The organism is Leucobacter coleopterorum (assembly GCF_011382985.1).
GTDB lineage: Bacteria > Actinomycetota > Actinomycetes > Actinomycetales > Microbacteriaceae > Leucobacter > Leucobacter coleopterorum.
Genome location: NZ_CP049933.1, coordinates 770,362 through 787,285, shown reverse-complemented (window position 1 = coordinate 787,285; position 16,924 = coordinate 770,362). Strand labels below are relative to the sequence as shown.

Here is a 16,924-nt window from a genome sequence, read left to right as displayed (position 1 = left end):
ATTATGGTGCGCGCAATCGAATGGATCGATGCAGGAACCGAGTCGCATATTCGGTTGCTCGATCAGACGCTGCTTCCGGGGTCAGAAACCTATCTTGAGGTGTCGACCGTTGAAGCGCTGATCGACGCAATTCAGCGCCTCGCGGTGCGCGGCGCTCCCGCTCTTGGCACCTCCGGAGGCTACGGGGTTGCACTCGCGCTGCACGAGGGTGCGCGCAAAGGGTGGTCGGTTGATGAGGTGAAACAGAACATCGACGCGGTCGCGAATGCTCGCCCCACCGCGGTCAATCTCGCCTGGGGCGCACGTCGTGCCGAGCAGTTTGTGGCCGAGGGGTTCGAACGAGTTCTCGCCGAAGCTCACGCCGTCGGCCGAGAAGACGAACAGGCAAACCGCGAACTTTCACGACTCGGCGCAGACTGGCTTCTCGCTAAGATTGGCGACCGGCCCCTGCGCGCGGTAACCCATTGCAATACCGGAGCACTCGCGACAACCGCTTGGGGTACGGCATACGGCATTCTGCACGAACTGCACCTGCGCGGACGCCTGGAGCTTGTGTACGTGGACGAGACACGCCCGCTGCTGCAGGGAACCCGCCTCACCAGTTGGGAGCTCAAAAACGACGGAATCCCGCACCTGGTTGAGGTCGATGGTGCCGCTGCAAGCACCATCCTGCGCGGCCTCGTTGACTTTGCAGTAATCGGTGCCGATCGAATCACCGCGAACGGCGACACCGCCAACAAGGTTGGATCCGTGGCGCTGGCACTTGCCTGCGAACGCAAAGGCATCCCGTTTGTCGTTGCTGCACCGTACTCCACCGTCGATGAGGCAACTCCCACGGGAGACGAGATCGAGATCGAAGAGCGGTCAGATGCTGAAGTTCTCGAGTTCGCTGGGGTTCGCGCTGCCGCAGAGGGCGTGCGCGCCTTCAACCCGGCATTCGACGTAACACCGCATGACCTGATCTCAGCAATTGTGACGGAGCGCAGTGTGGTCGAGCCAGCTACAGAGAATCAACCGCTCTTTCCCGCGATTTCCTAAGCAGGGCTAGTCTCCCTGCCGGTGAACGCGTCCCAGCATTTTGAGTAACCATAGTGCTGGGACGCGTTTACAGGGGCTGTACTAGCGCGGGAGAAGCGGAGACACCGCTGCAAGTAGTCGCGCATGAATCTCGTCTGCCGGAGCAGTCGCATCAAGCACGAGGAAGCGATCAGGATCCTGCCTCGCGAGCCCCAGGAAGCCCTCGCGCACAGCCTGATGAAACTCAATCGCTTCTGCTTCTAAACGGTCGTCAGACCCTCCACGCGATTCTCGACGCGCCGTACCTTCTACTGGGTCGATATCTAGCAGTACGGTGAGGTCGGGCAGCAGCCCTTCGGTCGCCCACTCACTGATCCCGCGAACGTCTTCGACGTCGAGCACTCGTCCGGCTCCCTGGTAAGCAAGCGACGAATCAATGTAGCGATCCTGCACAACAACAGCGTCACGCTCTAACGCCGGGCGCACGATGGTCGCGACGTGTTGAGCGCGATCTGCTGCGTAGAGCAGTGCCTCCGCGCGCGGAGATACCTCTCCCCATGCAGCAGCAGCTTCCGCAGTTCAATGCCGAGGGACGTGCCGCCGGGCTCCCTCGTGCGCACTACTTCATGACCGCGCTCGCTGAGCCATCCGGCAAGCATCTCTGCCTGGGTGGATTTCCCAGCACCGTCTCCACCCTCCAGCGTAATAAAGAGCCCGCTCATGCGTCACTCACCCGCGGCTGTGGCCGCGGCAGCGGCCTTCTTTGCCGCGATTGTAGCTGCACGTTTAGCGGCTGTGGCCGCCTTCTGCTCGGGTGTACGCTCCGCACGAGGTTTCGCGGCGATCGGCTTCTTCGCAGCTGGCTTCTTGGTCGCGGGCTTTTTCTTTGCTGCTGCTTTACGGGCGGGAGTTTTCTTCTTCGCAGGACCTTTAGCCCGCTTGATCGCGAGCAACTCGGTTGCTCGTTCGAAGGTAATGTCTTCGACACTGTCACCGCGCGGGATCGTCGCGTTTGTCTCACCATCGGTCACGTACGGGCCGAAGCGGCCGTCCTTAACCTTCACCGGCTTACCGCTCACCGGATCAGCATCGAACTCCTTAAGCGCGGATGCAGCCTTGCGGGCACCGTATTTTGGCTGAGCAAGTAGTTCGAGGGCACCGGCAAGGTCAATCGAGAAGATTGCGTCTTCTGTGGGCAATGTACGAGTATCGGTCCCCTTCTTCAAGTAAGGGCCGTACCGGCCGTTCTGAGCCGTAATTTCGGCATCAGACTCAGGATCTTTGCCCACCACGCGTGGCAGATCAAGCAGCGCGACAGCCGTATCTAGATCGACCGTTGCAGGATCCATGCTCTTGAAAAGTGAGGCGGTTCGAGGCTTCTGTCCCTTTGGCAGTTCTTCCCCTTCGGCGAGAAGTTCAGTGACGTAGGGCCCAAAACGACCATTTTTGGCAATGATGGTTTTGCCCGTTGTGGGGTGGATACCCACTACGCGATCTTCTGCCGGCTCGGCATCAGCTAGCTCGTGGGCCTTCTCGGGGTCAGCTCGTCGGGGGCAAGCCCATCTGGAATATTGACGCTGCGCGGCTTGAGCGCGCCATCTTCACCGACCTCACACTTCTCGTCAAACACTTCAAGGAACGGACCGTACTTACCGTTTCGTAGAGATATCTCGTCGTCGATCTTGATCGTATTGATGGCGCGAGCGTCAATCTCGCCCAGGTTATCAACGACGCCTCGCAGTCCAGGGTGATCATCACTGCCGAAATAGAAGGCGCTCAGCCACGAACTGCGGTCAGTTTCGCCCGCAGCGATTTGGTCGAGGTCGCTCTCCATCTCAGCGGTGAAGTCATAATTAACAAGTTCGCTGAAGTGTTCCTCAAGTAAACGAACAACCGAGAATGCGATCCAGCTCGGTACGAGGGCTTGACCCTTTTTGGTCACGTAACCGCGGTCCATGATGGTGCTGATGATCGCCGCGTACGTCGACGGACGACCGATGCCGAGCTCTTCCAGGCGCTTCGTAAGGCTTGCCTCGGTGTAACGCGGTGGTGGGCTCGTCTCGTGGCCCTTTGCCTCAGGGTCGTTAATGGCAAGCTTCTGACCGTTGCTGAGCTGGGGCAGCGTGACGTTTTCCTCTGAAGCGCCGCGCTTTTCGTCTTTGCCCTCTTCATAGGCGAGCAGGAATCCTGGGAAGGTGATGACGGTACCACTTGCGGTAAATTCAGCGTCGGTTTGTCCTGATACGCCTGCTTCTTGCACTTGCGCACCGAGGGTGACCGTGTCGGTCGAACCTTTCGCATCTGCCATTTGACTGGCCACTGTGCGCTTCCAAATGAGTTCGTACAGTAAGAATTCCCCGCCGTTCAGCTTGCCCTTGAGCGAGCTTGGTTTATGGAAGGTGTCTCCTGCCGGCCGGATAGCCTCGTGCGCTTCCTGAGCCCCTTGGATTTGCCGGTGTACACACGCGGTTTCTCAGGCAGGGTTTCAGCACCGTAAAGCGCGGCGGCCTGCGCCCGTGCTGCGGTTATTGCTTGCTGAGACAGCGTCGGGGAATCGGTACGCATATAAGTGATGTAGCCGTTTTCATACAGCGACTGCGCATAAGACATCGTTTGCCGCGAGCTGTAGCGAAGCTTACGAGAGGCCTCTTGCTGAAGCGTCGAAGTTGTAAACGGAGCTGCTGGGCGTCGAGTGTGTGGTTTTGTTTCTACCGACAGCACCTTGGCTGGCACATTCGTGGAAAGCAGGGCAGCGAGGCTCTGCGCACGATCCTTACCCAGCAGGATCACGCCTGCCTTTGCTGCCTTATCTTTGAGGGCACCGTCATCGTTAAAATCCCCGCCAGTCGCGAGCCGCTGCTCATTGAGCCGAACAAGCTTCGCTTCGAAGCCAGTCCCACCATTTGGTTGGAACGTTGCGAGCAGATCCCAGTATTCCGCAGAGCGGAACGCAAGACGCTCACGCTCACGATCAACAACGAGTCGCGTGGCGGCAGACTGTACACGCCCGGCGGACAACTTCGGAGCGACCTTGCGCCACAGCACGGGGGAGATGTCATAGCCGTAGAGACGGTCAAGAATCCTGCGGGTTTCTTGCGCGTCAACGAGAGCGGTGTCGAGATCACGAGTGTTCTGCTTCGCTTGCTCAATAGCTTCTTTAGTGATCTCGTGGAACACCATTCGACGAACAGGCACCTTCGGCTTCAGTACCTCAAGCAGGTGCCACGCGATGGCTTCTCCCTCACGGTCCTCATCAGTTGCGAGCCAGAGTTCATCCGCATCCTTGAGCGCGCGCTTCAGTTCAGAGACGGTCTTCTTTTTGTTGTCGTTTACGACGTAGTAGGGGGCGAAGTTATTCTCAACATCTACAGCGAACTTGCCAAAGGGGCCCTTTTTCAGGTCCGTCGGCAGCTCAGACGGTTCCGCGAGGTCACGCACGTGTCCCACCGAGGCAATGACCTGATAATCATTGCCGAGGTACGCACCAATGGTTTTCGCCTTTGTCGGCGACTCCACGATGACAAGCTTCTTCGTGCCCTCCACGGGACTCCTTCTGGGTTCAACAGGTTCAATGTCTACGACGCTTTGGACGTTCGATGCGATAATCGCGGCCGAAGCCCCGGCGTGGGCTCATTAACTGAGGCCGCACCGTCACGATACACAGTCTGACATGTAAAAGGTATCCTTCCGTTCTCAGGTACCGCGCGCCGACGACGTTTTTAGGGCGGACCTAGATATTTGTAGGGGTTCAGATCGGGGAAAGCATTTATCGGTTTGCTACTCAGGGTGAAGTGGGTGTGCAGCCCAGACGTACAGCCGCTCATGCCTGCTTCGGCAACTGGCTGCCCAGCGCTCACTCTCGTCCCCGGAGAAATGCCCCACTGCTCAAGAGAACTCGGTACGAGATGATTGTGTGAGCTATAGACGACCTCACCTTGGTACTCGTGCCGAATCAACACGGTGTAGTTTTGCCCCCGCCACCAGTTCGGATGCGTTTCACACGCCTCTGGTATTCCGCCACCATCGGGTCCCGCGCGAACGACTACGCCGCCAAACGGGGCATAAAGCGTCCCACTTCCGCTCACCGCGAGATCAATAGCCAGCCCGTCATGAAACCCTTGTGAAATACCGCGCACGTTCGATGGCCAGGCCCACCCGTTTTCGCCCACTGGACTCATGTCAGTCCAGGCACTTCGCTCAGCCGCGGCATAGGCTTTCGCCTCAGCAACAATTGGAGGCTCAGTTCGCACAGTAACTTTCATGCCTACTTCGGCAGGGTCGGCAGAGCACTCCAACACTTTTGCATTTGAAGCAGCAGCCACTTGCTCGGCCAGGTCGCAGGGCGTGGAGCCCACCTCGATCCATCCGGTCATGGCATCGGCTGCGGCGAGCGCGGCTGCATCAGCAGCGTTGGCAGCGCGATGTTTAGCTTCGAGGCTGCCGGAAGCAACGAGCACCGGCAGCCCCAGGCAAAGCGCTGCAGCAGAACACGCCACCATGATGGGGACGCTCATCTGTTTGTTTCAATCATTTGCGATTTCCTAACTCAATCGAGCTAACTTACGGCAGCACAGGATTTTGCTGTAATGAAGACCTGAGAGAGAAGCCCAGATGCCGGGCGTGAGCGGAGTGCGACACAGTACAACGCTCCCTCCGTCGATCTCCGAATAGTGGTTTCGTTGCCAACGCGCGCGAGAACCGCCGCGGCCGCGTTGCTGTCTCCGCGCGCCTCGGCCCTGGATATCTCTCCCGCGAGAGACACCAGAGTGATTCTGTGAGTCGCGAGCAGTATCCCTCCGATCACCAAACCCAGCACGATCACCACAGCGGGAAGAACAAGCGCGAACTCAGCAGTCACAGTTCCTTGTTCGTCTGCACACAGCGTCGACTGCCCTCGTCGATTGTGCTCAGCCACCTGTGCCCAGCGCATTTTCAATAAGCCCAACGAGCATCGTGCGAATTGTGTCTGAGCGCATGATGGCAACCAAAATTCCAGCAAATGCAACGGCCGCAACGATCACAATCGCATACTCTGCAGTAACAGCACCTTCTTCGTCTCGCAGCACACGCCTGACGACACCGACAGCCCTGCGTGCCTTTGTGTCCAGCCAAGTCGCTTCATCTTTTTGTGATGGACCACTGCGCTCGACAGGGTTATGTATTGGCTTCTCAGCAGCCTGCAACTGATGTTCGTTTCGGACAAGCTCGAGTTTGCTACCCATGGGAACTCCTTTCGTTAACACGACCCGGCATCCACCGGTGACTCAATGCTGCCTTGGATGCACATGGCAGATGTGGAATTGGTGCTGTTTGTGGAAAGGATCTGAGAAACAACAGACACAACCGGGGTGTTAGCGAAAGTGGTCGACTTAAAACGGCCGATTTCCCACCATGCTGATCACGACGGGAAGCACCCCCATCACGATGAAAGAGGGCAGTATGCAGATGCCCAGGGGAACGAGTATGCCTACACCGAGACGTTCGGCCGCGGCTTCAAGCTCAGTGTGGCTGCTCGCTCGCAGAGCAGCCGATTCAGACAGCAGCAACGGCCCAAGTGGGATGCCTACAGAAGTAGCGCGCCGCATGACCTCGGAAAGACTCCCATCCCCACAAAAACGCTCAAAGGCGACCCAGTCATTTCCAGTTTGATCGATGCAATCAACTACCCGACGCACGGCGTCCTCGGGGATCCTCCGCCTCTCAACGCGATCCATACAAGTTCGAGTTCAACTCCAGCAACACGGTCTTGCGTTTGGACACGCTGTGTGAGCCGCTGAGCCCAGAACACCCCCGCGCCAAGCAGCAAAAGCCCCACAGAGACCATAGTGGCTCCCGCCCAGCTGAGGAGCACCGGCGATGGATCGAACCCCAATAACCACCCCATTGCGAGAACCAAAGGAGGAAGGGTCACCACCATTCGGGTGGTTGCCTTCGGTCCGGCTATCAGTATGTCTCTGCGCTCCTGCAATCGGCGCAGGGAAAGTAACGCCATCGAGATACGCTCAAGCGCATCCGCAAGCGGTGCTCCGGTCTCTTCGGCGAGCTGCCAGGCTGCAGCAAGAAGTCTCCACTCAATCGTGTCGTTTGTACGTCCGCGATAGGCAGTCTGCCACTCCATTGCGCAGGCCATGATTGCGACGCCCGGCAACTCGCCCGCTTCAATAAGTCGGTGAATCTGGTGTTCGATCGCCGACATGGGGGCGTCCTTCGCAATAAGACCAAAGACACGCTGGGGCATTACCCCACCCCGCAGCATTGAAGCACAGCGCGCCGCAATCGTTCCCGGGTCAGACACATTTCTGCCGGATACTGAACGCCACCACTTCACAGCGCAGTTCTCTCTATTGTGAGTGTGCCTTGCGGAGACATGAGGAGTTTCCCGAGGGCAGCGATCCGGTGCCCAGCGGCGCTTCTCTCGACATGCACGATTGTGTGCAGTGCAGAAACCACCTGGCGTCCAAGTGCTCGCTCTTCCATCCCGGCCAGGGCCCCAAGGGCTTCCAGTCTGGCTGGCACGTCAGAGAGTCGACTCGCATGAAGGGTGCCCGCGCCACCGTCGTGTCCGGTGTTCAACGCGGCGAGCAGCGTCGCAATTTCTGCACCGCGACACTCCCCCAAAACGATTCGATCAGGCCGCATTCTCAGAGCTTCTCGCAAGAGGCGATCAACCGTAATCTCACCAGAACCCTCAATATTCGCTTGCCTGGCTTCGAGAGCAACGATATGTGGGTGCTTCAGTCGCAACTCTGCAACATCTTCAATCGTCACGACGCGCTCCTCTTTGCCAACAAGATCCATGAGAGCCGCGAGCAGGGTCGTCTTTCCACTTCCCGTACCACCCGTTATGAGCAAGTTCTGCCGCAATTTCACCTCGCGCCGAAGGCGGTCGGCCGTTGCGGCTCCGCACAGTCCACCGTCAACAAGTTCGCCGAAGTCGGGCACCGTCATCCGGGGTACGCGAATAGATACAGCTGCCCCCGACACCGCGATTGGTGGGAGTACCGCGTGCACTCGAATCCCATCACCGAGTTGCACGTTTGCACAGGGGTGCAGTTCATCAAGATGCCTACCACCCGCCGCGATCAGGTCCCTCGCAAAGCCGTACACGGCTTCGGGCGTCGCTTTCCATTTCGTCACTTCCTGCAGTTGCCCACCACGATCCACCCAGAGCTCTCCGATCCCCTCACGCACCTGCACCAACAGGTCGCGCAGTTCTGGGTCATCTAGCAACGACAGCAACCCTCCCAACGCTCGTCGAGCAGCAGAGTTCAAGCGGTCACTTCGGGCGGGGACACGTTGAGGTTGATGGTCCAGAGATTTGACAGCAACAAGTTCTTTTGCAGGACCCACAGGTGACGATCTCAGATCAAATTGTGCGCTCACACCACAAGACAAACAGAGTGCTCGCGGCTGCGGTGCCCCCTGACGAAACTGTGGATATTATGGGCAGCCCCCTCCGAAAGTAGGGGGTTGTGAGCGAAGTTCAAAGCAAAGATATACGCTGGGAATTGCGGCCCAGCCGCGCTGGTCCCGCAGTATCGCGGCCCAATTCCTTACAAGGTCGACTGAACGGATAACGACGTCCATGACTGAGCATCACGGCACCATTGAAAGCCATCCTCTAGGCCAGGATGAAGCGCAGAACACCTTCCCGCCGTCAGCGGAATTTCGTGCGCAGGCCAACGTAAGTGACCCCTCGGTATACTGGCGGGCGGCGGAGGATCCTGAAGCCTACTGGGCCAAACGCGCGAACGAGTTGCGCTGGACGAAGCCCTTTACTGAGATCCTTGACTGGTCAAACCCTCCGTTTGCGAAGTGGTTTGCCGACGGAGAGTTGAACGTTGCTGCGAACTGCCTCGACCGTCACATCGCGGAGGGCATCGGGGATCGCGTGGCGATCCACTTCGAGGGTGAGCCTGGCGACACCCGCACCATCACCTACGCAGAGCTCACCCACGAGGTAAAGCGCGCAGCAAACATGCTCACGAGTCTGGGGGTCGAAGCGGGCGACCGCGTCGCTATCTATATGCCGATGATTCCCGAGGCGGTCATCTCAATGCTCGCGGTCGCGCGCCTCGGCGCTGCACACTCTGTGGTATTCGGCGGTTTCAGCGCAGACAGCTTGCGTGCCCGCATTGACGACGCCGAGGCCGAACTCGTCATTACCGCCGACGGCGGCTACCGCAAGGGCCGGGTGTCAGCGCTCAAGCCCACCGTCGACGATGCGCTCGCTCTGCGCGGGGGTGGCAGCACGGTCAAAAACGTGCTCGTCGTGCAACGCACAGGCAACGATGTTTCGATGCAGGAAGGCCGCGATCTCTGGTGGCATGAAGAAGTCACGGCTTACGACGACCAACACGAGGCCAAAGGATTCCCGGCAGAAAACCCGCTGTTCATCCTGTACACCTCCGGCACCACCGGGAAGCCAAAGGGGATCCTGCACACCTCAGGTGGTTACCTCACCCAGGTGACAGCCACCCACCGTGACATCTTCGATCTCAAACCAGAAACCGACGTGTACTGGTGCACGGCGGACATCGGCTGGATCACAGGTCACAGCTACGTCGTTTACGGCCCTCTCGCTAATGGGGCCACCCAGGTCATCTACGAGGGCACGCCTGAGACGCCCAACTGGGGCCGCTGGTGGAGCATCGTTCAGAAGTACGGCGTCACCATCTTCTACACAGCTCCCACGGCGATCCGCGCCTGCATGAAAGTCGGGCGTCAGGTGCCCGAACAATACGATCTCTCGTCGATTCGTGTGCTCGGCAGCGTTGGTGAGCCGATCAACCCAGAGGCTTGGCGCTGGTACCACGAGGTCATCGGCGCCGAGAAAGCACCGATTGTTGACACCTGGTGGCAGACCGAAACCGGTGCGATCATGATCTCGCCGCTACCCGGTCTCACGGCTTTGAAACCGGGCAGCGCGCAATCACCCCAGCCCGGCATCGACGTCAGCATCGTCGACGACCAGGGCCGTCGGGTGGATCGTGGCCAGGGCGGACTACTCACTATCCGCCGCCCGTGGCCGTCCATGGTGCGCAGCATCTGGGGGGATCCCGCTCGATTTGTCGACACCTACTGGTCACAGGTAGAGGGACAGTACTTTGCGGGCGACGGCGCACGCGTCGATGAGGACGGCGACATCTGGCTCATGGGCCGCGTCGATGACGTCATGAATGTTTCGGGGCACCGCCTGTCAACCACCGAGATCGAGTCAGCCCTCGTGGACCACGTAGCGGTTGCAGAGTCGGCCGTTGTGGGCGCTGATGACGAAACGACGGGCCAGGCAGTGGTTGCGTTCGTGATCCTCAAATCACAGCAGCAGATCATTACTGCGGATGAGGCCGAAGCCGAACTCAAAAAGCACGTAGCCACACAGATCGGCGCGATCGCGAGACCGCGACAGGTGTTTGTGGTGAATGAGCTGCCCAAGACTCGTTCTGGCAAGATCATGCGCCGTCTACTCAAAGACGCTGCTGAAGGACGGGAGATCGGCGATGTCACTACCCTCGCCGACACCTCCGTTATGCAGATCATTTCGGATCGCGTGCGCTCAGAAAAGGGCCTGTAACCCGCGGTCTCCGGCTGAGTTGAGAAACCTGAGTAGATGCGCAACGTTTACTCAGACTCACCATTTTTGTCAGCAAGCTAACTTAGCCTGATGTCCCATGACCCAAAGGACTCCTCAGTCATCGCAGACAAAATCAGTGAAACCTCCCTCAGCCGGGGGCGGCCTTGGTGGGGCTTTCGGTGCCATAGCCATGAGTGTGGTCGCGGGTGTGCTCGTGGCAGCAGCCATCACACCGGTTGTGGCGCTGAGCGGAATGGCGGCGACAACGGCGGTCGATATCTTCGAAAAACTCCCGAATCACCTCAACCCTCGCAGCTCGCTGAAGCGTCGACGTTCCTTGCAAAGAATGCTGATGATGTTTATGAGGAGATCGCGGTTGTGTACGACCAGGATCGCAAGACCCTGACATGGGAAGAGATTCCCCAGATCGTCAAAGACGCGGTGGTCTCTGAAGAAGATCCCCGCTTCTACTCTCACGGTGGCGTTGATCTGCTCGCCTCTGCCCGCGCCGCTCTGCAGAACGTGTCGAAAACCGGACGCTCGGGTGCCTCAACGATCACGATGCAGTACGTGCGAAACGTGCTCATTCAAAATGCCCTCGCCATTCCCGACGAGAACGAAAGCGACGCCGCCTACGAAGAGGCTACTGCCGATACTCCCGAGCGCAAGCTCAAGGAGATGCGCCTCGCGATTAGCATTGAGAAGAAGTATTCCAAAGACGAAATTCTGCTCGGCTATCTCAACATCGCCCTATTCGGGCGCAAGGTGTACGGCATCGAGTCGGCGGCAAATTACTTCTTCGGTAAATCAGCCAAAGATCTGACGCTGGCAGAGGCAGCCAGCCTAGTCGCAACGGTCAACAACCCGAGCCGCCTGCAGATCGATATTCCCAAGTATAGGGCTGCGAACAAAGAACGCCGCGACAACAAGATTCTGGCGAGCATGCTGAAGCACGGCAAGATTACGCAGGCGCAGTTTGACAATGCCGTCGCAACCCCGATCGAGCCGAATATTACCCCGCGTGAGCCGGGATGCTTCGTGGCTGAGCAGCGTCGCGGTGTTGGCGCGTTTTGCGAGTACGTACTCAACACCATCAAGAATGATGAGAAATTTGGAAAGTCCGCGGCAGAGCGGGCCTTCAACTTCAGCCGCGGTGGCTACAAGATCTACACCACAATCGACCTTGAGATGCAGGATGCCGCGCGTACGGCGACCCGAGAGAATGTTCCCGAGCTCATGGAGGGCATCAACGTGGGTTCTGCGACCTCAAGTATCGAGCCAAGCACGGGTCGTGTACTCGTCATGACGCAGAATCGGCCCTACAACAACGCCGACGAGTTCTTGAAGGCCCATCCTGGGTTCACGATGGTTAACTACAACACCGACTACGAAGATGGCGGCTCAAGCGGCTTCCAGGTCGGCTCGACCTTCAAGCCGTTTACTCTCGCGGAGTGGTTCCGCAACGGATACTCCGTGCGTGACATCGTAAACGTCAACAGTCGCACGGTGCAAGAAAACTCGTTGAGGGCCTCCTGTTTCCCTGGTGAGGTCTACGGGGGTGCGTCCTTCGCCTTCACCAACGACAATGAAGGCATCAGAGGCAACCAAACCGTTCTTACGGCGATCGCCAATTCCATCAACGGCGGGCTCGTTTCCATGCAGCAGAAGTTGGACATCTGTGACACCATCGGTCTGGCTCAAAAGCTTGGTGTCCATCGCGCGTCCGATCAGCCAACTTGGACGCAGGAAGACGTCGATCAAGGACGAACCACTCAAGACCAGGTCGGCAAGAATATCAACCGCACACTCAACGGAGGCGCCCGCGAACTTACGCTTGCGGCCTCGAACGTGTACGGTGGCGTCGACGAGATCGCGCCACTCACGATGGCCTCGGCCTTCGGCGCGTTTGCTGCCGATGGTGTCGTCTGTGAGCCTTCCCCCATCGATGAGGTTCTTGACGCTCACGACAAACCGGTTGAGTTCACCAAGGGAAAGTGCAAGGAGGCGATTAGCCCCGAGGTTGCTGCGGGTGTGGCCTATGCGCTCCAATACACAGTGACCAATGGTCTCGCCGATCATGCAAGGTCCTCGCTCGGTATCCCGCATCTTGCTAAGACTGGCACCACCGACGATGTGGTCGATAACTGGACCGTTGGTGCGAGCACAAGAGCTGCTACGGCAACCTGGGTTGGTAACGTGGGCCCAACTCAGGGCGCCGATGGTACTTGGAATCGTGTCTCCACGAAGGGGTTCTTAAGTCCTTCAGGGGGCCTGCTGATGGAGGCCGACCAGCGCATCTGGCCAGCCACCATGAACGTCGCTGATGCCAAGTACGGCGGAGACCCGTTCCCTGAACCGTCAAGCGCATCCGTGCGCCAGAACACTGCCCAGATCCCGGATCTGCGGGGCAAGAGCTACGACGAGGCCGCCGCCATGCTCACGCACGTTGGTTTTACTCCCGTGAACGGCGGAGAGGTCAATTCCTCGGTGCCGCAGGGTCAAGTAGCAAACTCCGAACCCGCGGCTGGCGCCACCGTCGCTATCGGATCAAGCATCACCCTCTTTATAAGCAATGGCCAGGCTTCAGTGATACCTGATGGCCTCGTTGGCGAGACCGGAAGCAGTGCGGAGGCCGCACTCAGCGGGGCAGGGTTCTCTTCAGTGACCTTCTCCTGCGAGGCTGGCGGGAAGGCCGATAAGCGCAAGCACAAGGTGGTCTCGGTCGATCCAGCGAGTGGCTCGGAGGTCCCGTTCAGCCAAGAGATCAGGCTGACGCTCGCGTGTTCGAAGCCATAACATCACAAAAAGTGCGGGGTCAGGATCCTTTGGGATCCTGACCCCGCACTGGTTCGACCTAAAGACTAGTCAGCGACCTTAAACACAAACTCGATCTCAACGGGCGCATCGAGCGGCAGAACCGAGACTCCAACCGCGGAGCGTACGTGGATCCCAGTGTCTCCGAACACACGGCCTAGGAACACCGAGGCCCCGTTGGCAACCGCGGGCTGCCCCGCGAAGGAGGGATCGGAGGCGACAAACGCAGTCACCTTCACAACCTGCGTAATCTTGTCGAGTGATCCGAGCACACCGCGCGCGGCTGCCAGACCGTTCAGTGCACACAGGCGAGCGAGCTCCTCAGCTTTTTCGGGAGACACGAGGCCTTCGCCCTCGCCTACCTTGCCGGTGACTGGCAGCTTGCCGTCCACGAAGGGCAGCTGCCCCGCAGTCAGCACGTAGTCGCCGTCACGGATCGCAGGCACATAGGCGGCAACGGCCGCGGCCACCTCGGGAATCTCAAATCCAAGTTCGCTCAAACGCTCTTCAATCACTGACATTTCAGGCCTTCCTCTTTAGATACGCGACGTTTCCACCAGCTGGTCCTTCGATAATCTGCACGAGCTCCCAGCCCTGCGCACCCCAGTTATTGAGAATCTGCGCTTCATTGTGCAGGAGCAACGGTGTTACGAAGTACTCCCAGCGCTGTACTTCTGCGGATTCACTCACGTGCGGATCCTCTCCGATAGACGAACAAATAAGCGCGGAGAAACCTGGATAGAACCAGTTGATTTCTCCACCTAGCTGAATTGTCAGCAAGCTTCGCTTACCCTAGATTCTATGACCCAACGGACATCTCAGTCTTCGCGCGCCCGGACGGTGAAGCCTCGCTCAGCCGGAAATGCCCTCGGCGGCATCATTGGAGCCATCGCAATGTGTCTCATTGCGGGCGTTCTCGTGACCGCAGCAGTCACGCCCGTCGTAGCCTTAAGCGGCATGGCGGCAACGACCGCGGTAGATATCTTCGAGAAGCTGCCAAACCATCTGAACCCCGGTCAGCTCGCTGAGCCTTCGACGCTTTACGCGTCATCTCCTGAGGGTGACGTGGAGCTTGCGACGTTCTACGACCAGGATCGCAAGACGGTGAAGTGGGAAGACATCTCGCAGTACGCAAAAGACGCGACTGTCGCGGAGGAGGATCCGCGCTTCTACACTCACGGCGGTGTTGACGTCTTGGCTTCGAGTCGTGCAGTGCTTCAGAACGCAGCGGGCACCGGGTACTCGGGTGCCTCAACGGTCACGATGCAGTACGTGAGAAATGTACTCATCCAGGAAGCGCTCGCGATCCCGGATGAGAAAGAGAGCAAGGCAAAGTACAAGGCCGCGATGAAGGACAGCATCGATCGCAAGCTGAAGGAGATGAAGTACGCGATCAGCATCGAGAAGAAGTACTCGAAGGACGAGATCCTGCTCGGGTACCTCAACATCGCGCTCTTCGGTCGCAAGGTCTACGGCATCGAATCAGCCGCCAACTTCTACTTCAATAAGTCGGCTAAGGATTTGACCCTTGCTGAGGCCGCGAGCCTCATCGCTACGGTCAACAACCCCAGCAAGCTGCAGATCGACGTCCCTGAAAACATTCCCGACAACAAGATGCGTCGCGACAAGATTCTGGGCAGCATGCTGCGCACGGGCAAGATCACTCAGGCCCAGCACGACGAAGCGGTTGCCACCGAGGTCAAACCCAACATCAAGCGGAATATTGCTGGTTGTAATATTGCAGAGCAGAGCGAAACTACGAACTACGGCCTCGGCGCGTTCTGCGACTATGTCGTTCGCACCATTAAGAAGGACCCGAAGTTTGGCGGGAGCCCTGAGGAGCGCGCCTTCAATTTCAGTCGAGGTGGCTACAAGATCTACACCACGATTGATCTCGATATGCAGTGGGCAGCGCGTCAGGCCACACGAGAAAACGTGCCGGAGCTGATGGACGGCATTGACGTGGGCTCCGCAACCACTAGCGTCCAGGTCGGTACCGGGCGCGTCCTCGCCATGACTCAGAACAGACCCTTCAATAATGCCGAAGACTTCTTGAAAGAGAACCCCGGCTACACCACGATCAATTACAGCACCGATTACGAGGATGGTGGCTCAAGCGGCTTCCAGGTTGGTTCAACGTTCAAACCCGTCACCCTGGCAGAGTGGATCCGCACGGGTCACTCAGTGCGCGACATCGTAAACCTCAACGGTCGCACTGTGCAAGAGAACTCATTCCAGGCATCCTGTCTGCCCGACGGCGTCTACGGCTATGGCTCGTTTGCGTTCACCAACGATAATGAGGGCACCAAGGGCAACCAACCCGTACTGACCGCGATTGCAAACTCGGTCAACGGTGGTCTCGTCTCGATGCAGCAGAAGATGGACCTGTGCGAGACCTTCACCACGGCCCAGAAGCTCGGCATCCACCGCGCCTCAGATCAGGCTACCTGGACCCAGGGGGAGGCAGACGCCGGCCTCGTTGGCCAAGACCAGGTCGGCAAGAACAAGATCCCAACCCTCCACGGTGAGCCGCGTGACCTGTCAATGGTGCCTTCAAACGTATACGGTGGCGTCGACGAGATCGCGCCGATCACAATGGCCTCCGCGTTTGCAGCTTTTGCCGGCAACGGTGAGGTGTGCACCCCCATGCCGATCGATCGAATTACTGACGCAGACGACAAGGATGTGGCGTTCACAAAGAGCAAGTGCAGCGAGGCGCTCAGTCCCGAGGTCGCCGCCGGTGTTGCGTACGCCCTGCAGTACACAGTCAACAATGGACTCGCACGGCACGCACAGTCAAACATCGGCACTCCGCACCTCGCAAAGACCGGAACAACCGATGACGTTGTAGACAACTGGACCGTGGGCGCAAGCACCAAGGTTGCGACCGCGACCTGGGTCGGCAATGCTGGTCCGGTCTGCGCCAATCCTGAAGATCCCAGCACCTGCGGCAGGGTTACGACTCAGGGGTTTGTCGGACCTTCCGGCAACCGTTTGATGGAAGCTGACCAAACTATCTGGCCAGCGACCATGAATGTGGCAGACGCAAAATACGGCGGAGACGCCTTTCCCGAACCCTCAGCAACCTCGGTTCAGCAAACGATGGTGACTGTCCCCGATGTGAAGGGCAAGTCGTTCGAGGAAGCCAGACAACTGCTTACCTCAAACGGATTCGACGTAATCGACGGCGGCGAGGTTGATTCCTCGGTCGCTCGAGGGCTGGTCGCAGGAACCGATCCTGCGGCTGGAGATTCAATTGGTTTGGGTTCGAGAATCACGGTCAATCGCAGTAATGGCGAAGCCTTCCCCATTCCTGACGGCCTTGTGGGTGCGACCGGAAACAGCGCCAAGGCCACACTGAGCAGTGCCGGATTCTCCAATGTCGACTTCACATGTGAGGCTGGCGGCAAGCAAAACCCGTCTAAGAACAAGGTCGTTGCCGTCAATCCCAGCAGCGGAACCGAGGTGAGATCTGACAGCCAGATCACACTCTCCCTGGCCTGCTCGAAGCGATAACTC

General features: G+C 58.6%; 13 protein-coding genes and 2 pseudogenes. 5 read left to right on the top strand and 10 right to left on the bottom strand.

What is annotated here, in order from left to right; all coding sequences use genetic code 11:
- Window positions 1-3: 3 nt before the first annotated feature.
- The gene (gene mtnA / locus G7066_RS03570; protein ID WP_166329157.1) at window positions 4-1,038 is read left to right on the top strand and encodes an S-methyl-5-thioribose-1-phosphate isomerase; all 1,035 of its coding nucleotides are present in this window, start codon (window positions 4-6) and stop codon (window positions 1,036-1,038) included.
- 81 nt (window positions 1,039-1,119) lie between these two features.
- On the opposite strand, the pseudogene tmk reads toward mtnA, so the two are convergent.
- The 8 genes and pseudogenes from tmk to G7066_RS03530 form a co-directional block, all read right to left on the bottom strand.
- Window positions 1,120-1,739: pseudogene (gene tmk, locus G7066_RS03565) on the bottom strand (dTMP kinase).
- Between the two features lie 3 nt (window positions 1,740-1,742).
- Window positions 1,743-4,560: pseudogene (topA, locus tag G7066_RS03560) on the bottom strand (type I DNA topoisomerase).
- Window positions 4,561-4,736: 176 nt separating this feature from the next.
- On the bottom strand, window positions 4,737-5,531 hold the full coding sequence (locus G7066_RS03555) for a M23 family metallopeptidase (protein WP_166329155.1): 795 nt from the start codon (window positions 5,529-5,531) through the stop codon (window positions 4,737-4,739).
- A gap of 41 nt (window positions 5,532-5,572) precedes the next feature.
- Window positions 5,573-5,875, bottom strand: a complete 303-nt coding sequence (locus G7066_RS03550) for a TadE family type IV pilus minor pilin (protein ID WP_244303253.1) — start codon at window positions 5,873-5,875, stop codon at window positions 5,573-5,575.
- A 49-nt stretch (window positions 5,876-5,924) separates the two neighbouring features.
- Window positions 5,925-6,239 (bottom strand): DUF4244 domain-containing protein, encoded by a 315-nt coding sequence (locus tag G7066_RS03545; RefSeq protein ID WP_166329151.1) that lies wholly within the window; start codon window positions 6,237-6,239, stop codon window positions 5,925-5,927.
- Between the two features lie 147 nt (window positions 6,240-6,386).
- Window positions 6,387-6,731, bottom strand: coding sequence for a type II secretion system F family protein (locus G7066_RS03540; protein WP_244303252.1), 345 nt, complete (start codon window positions 6,729-6,731; stop codon window positions 6,387-6,389).
- Entirely contained in the window at window positions 6,680-7,273 is a 594-nt protein-coding gene (locus tag G7066_RS03535) for a type II secretion system F family protein (protein ID WP_280116259.1), read from the bottom strand. The genes G7066_RS03540 and G7066_RS03535 overlap by 52 nt, the downstream gene beginning before the upstream one ends.
- A gap of 68 nt (window positions 7,274-7,341) precedes the next feature.
- The gene (locus G7066_RS03530) at window positions 7,342-8,256 is read right to left on the bottom strand and encodes a TadA family conjugal transfer-associated ATPase (RefSeq protein WP_341873849.1); all 915 of its coding nucleotides are present in this window, start codon (window positions 8,254-8,256) and stop codon (window positions 7,342-7,344) included.
- A 346-nt stretch (window positions 8,257-8,602) separates the two neighbouring features.
- Here G7066_RS03530 and acs point away from each other — a divergent pair, with 346 nt between their 5' ends.
- The 3 genes from acs to G7066_RS03520 all read left to right on the top strand — a co-directional run bounded on the left by acs (window position 8,603) and on the right by G7066_RS03520 (window position 13,387).
- Window positions 8,603-10,591 carry an acetate--CoA ligase gene (gene acs / locus G7066_RS03525; protein WP_166329145.1) on the top strand — a complete coding sequence of 663 codons (1,989 nt, stop codon included), beginning with the start codon at window positions 8,603-8,605 and terminating at the stop codon, window positions 10,589-10,591.
- Window positions 10,592-10,727: 136 nt separating this feature from the next.
- Window positions 10,728-10,997: a hypothetical protein gene (locus G7066_RS15640; protein WP_244303251.1), complete on the top strand. Its 270-nt coding sequence runs from the start codon at window positions 10,728-10,730 to the stop codon at window positions 10,995-10,997.
- The gene (locus tag G7066_RS03520) at window positions 10,970-13,387 is read left to right on the top strand and encodes a transglycosylase domain-containing protein (RefSeq protein WP_244303250.1); all 2,418 of its coding nucleotides are present in this window, start codon (window positions 10,970-10,972) and stop codon (window positions 13,385-13,387) included. The genes G7066_RS15640 and G7066_RS03520 overlap by 28 nt, the downstream gene beginning before the upstream one ends.
- A gap of 65 nt (window positions 13,388-13,452) precedes the next feature.
- Here G7066_RS03520 and G7066_RS03515 read toward each other — a convergent pair whose 3' ends face one another.
- Window positions 13,453-13,926: a RidA family protein gene (locus G7066_RS03515; RefSeq protein ID WP_166329143.1), complete on the bottom strand. Its 474-nt coding sequence runs from the start codon at window positions 13,924-13,926 to the stop codon at window positions 13,453-13,455.
- 1 nt (window position 13,927) lies between these two features.
- The gene (gene sp36, locus G7066_RS03510) at window positions 13,928-14,095 is read right to left on the bottom strand and encodes a Sp36 family protein (protein ID WP_166329141.1); all 168 of its coding nucleotides are present in this window, start codon (window positions 14,093-14,095) and stop codon (window positions 13,928-13,930) included.
- A gap of 111 nt (window positions 14,096-14,206) precedes the next feature.
- Between sp36 and G7066_RS03505 the strand changes: the two genes are divergently transcribed.
- Complete coding sequence (locus tag G7066_RS03505; protein WP_166329139.1) at window positions 14,207-16,921, top strand: transglycosylase domain-containing protein; 2,715 nt, start codon at window positions 14,207-14,209, stop codon at window positions 16,919-16,921.
- Window positions 16,922-16,924 lie beyond the last annotated feature (3 nt).

Bases quoted from the DNA above. Each gene is read 5' to 3' on its own strand.
- mtnA (WP_166329157.1), top strand. From the start codon at position 4: ATGGTGCGCGCAATCGAATGGATCGATGCAGGAACCGAGTCGCATATT.
- G7066_RS03555 (WP_166329155.1), bottom strand. From the start codon at position 5,531: ATGAGCGTCCCCATCATGGTGGCGTGTTCTGCTGCAGCGCTTTGCCTG.
- G7066_RS03545 (WP_166329151.1), bottom strand. From the start codon at position 6,239: ATGGGTAGCAAACTCGAGCTTGTCCGAAACGAACATCAGTTGCAGGCT.
- G7066_RS03540 (WP_244303252.1), bottom strand. From the start codon at position 6,731: ATGGATCGCGTTGAGAGGCGGAGGATCCCCGAGGACGCCGTGCGTCGG.
- G7066_RS03535 (WP_280116259.1), bottom strand. From the start codon at position 7,273: ATGCTGCGGGGTGGGGTAATGCCCCAGCGTGTCTTTGGTCTTATTGCG.
- acs (WP_166329145.1), top strand. From the start codon at position 8,603: ATGACTGAGCATCACGGCACCATTGAAAGCCATCCTCTAGGCCAGGAT.
- G7066_RS03515 (WP_166329143.1), bottom strand. From the start codon at position 13,926: ATGTCAGTGATTGAAGAGCGTTTGAGCGAACTTGGATTTGAGATTCCC.
- G7066_RS03505 (WP_166329139.1), top strand. From the start codon at position 14,207: ATGACCCAACGGACATCTCAGTCTTCGCGCGCCCGGACGGTGAAGCCT.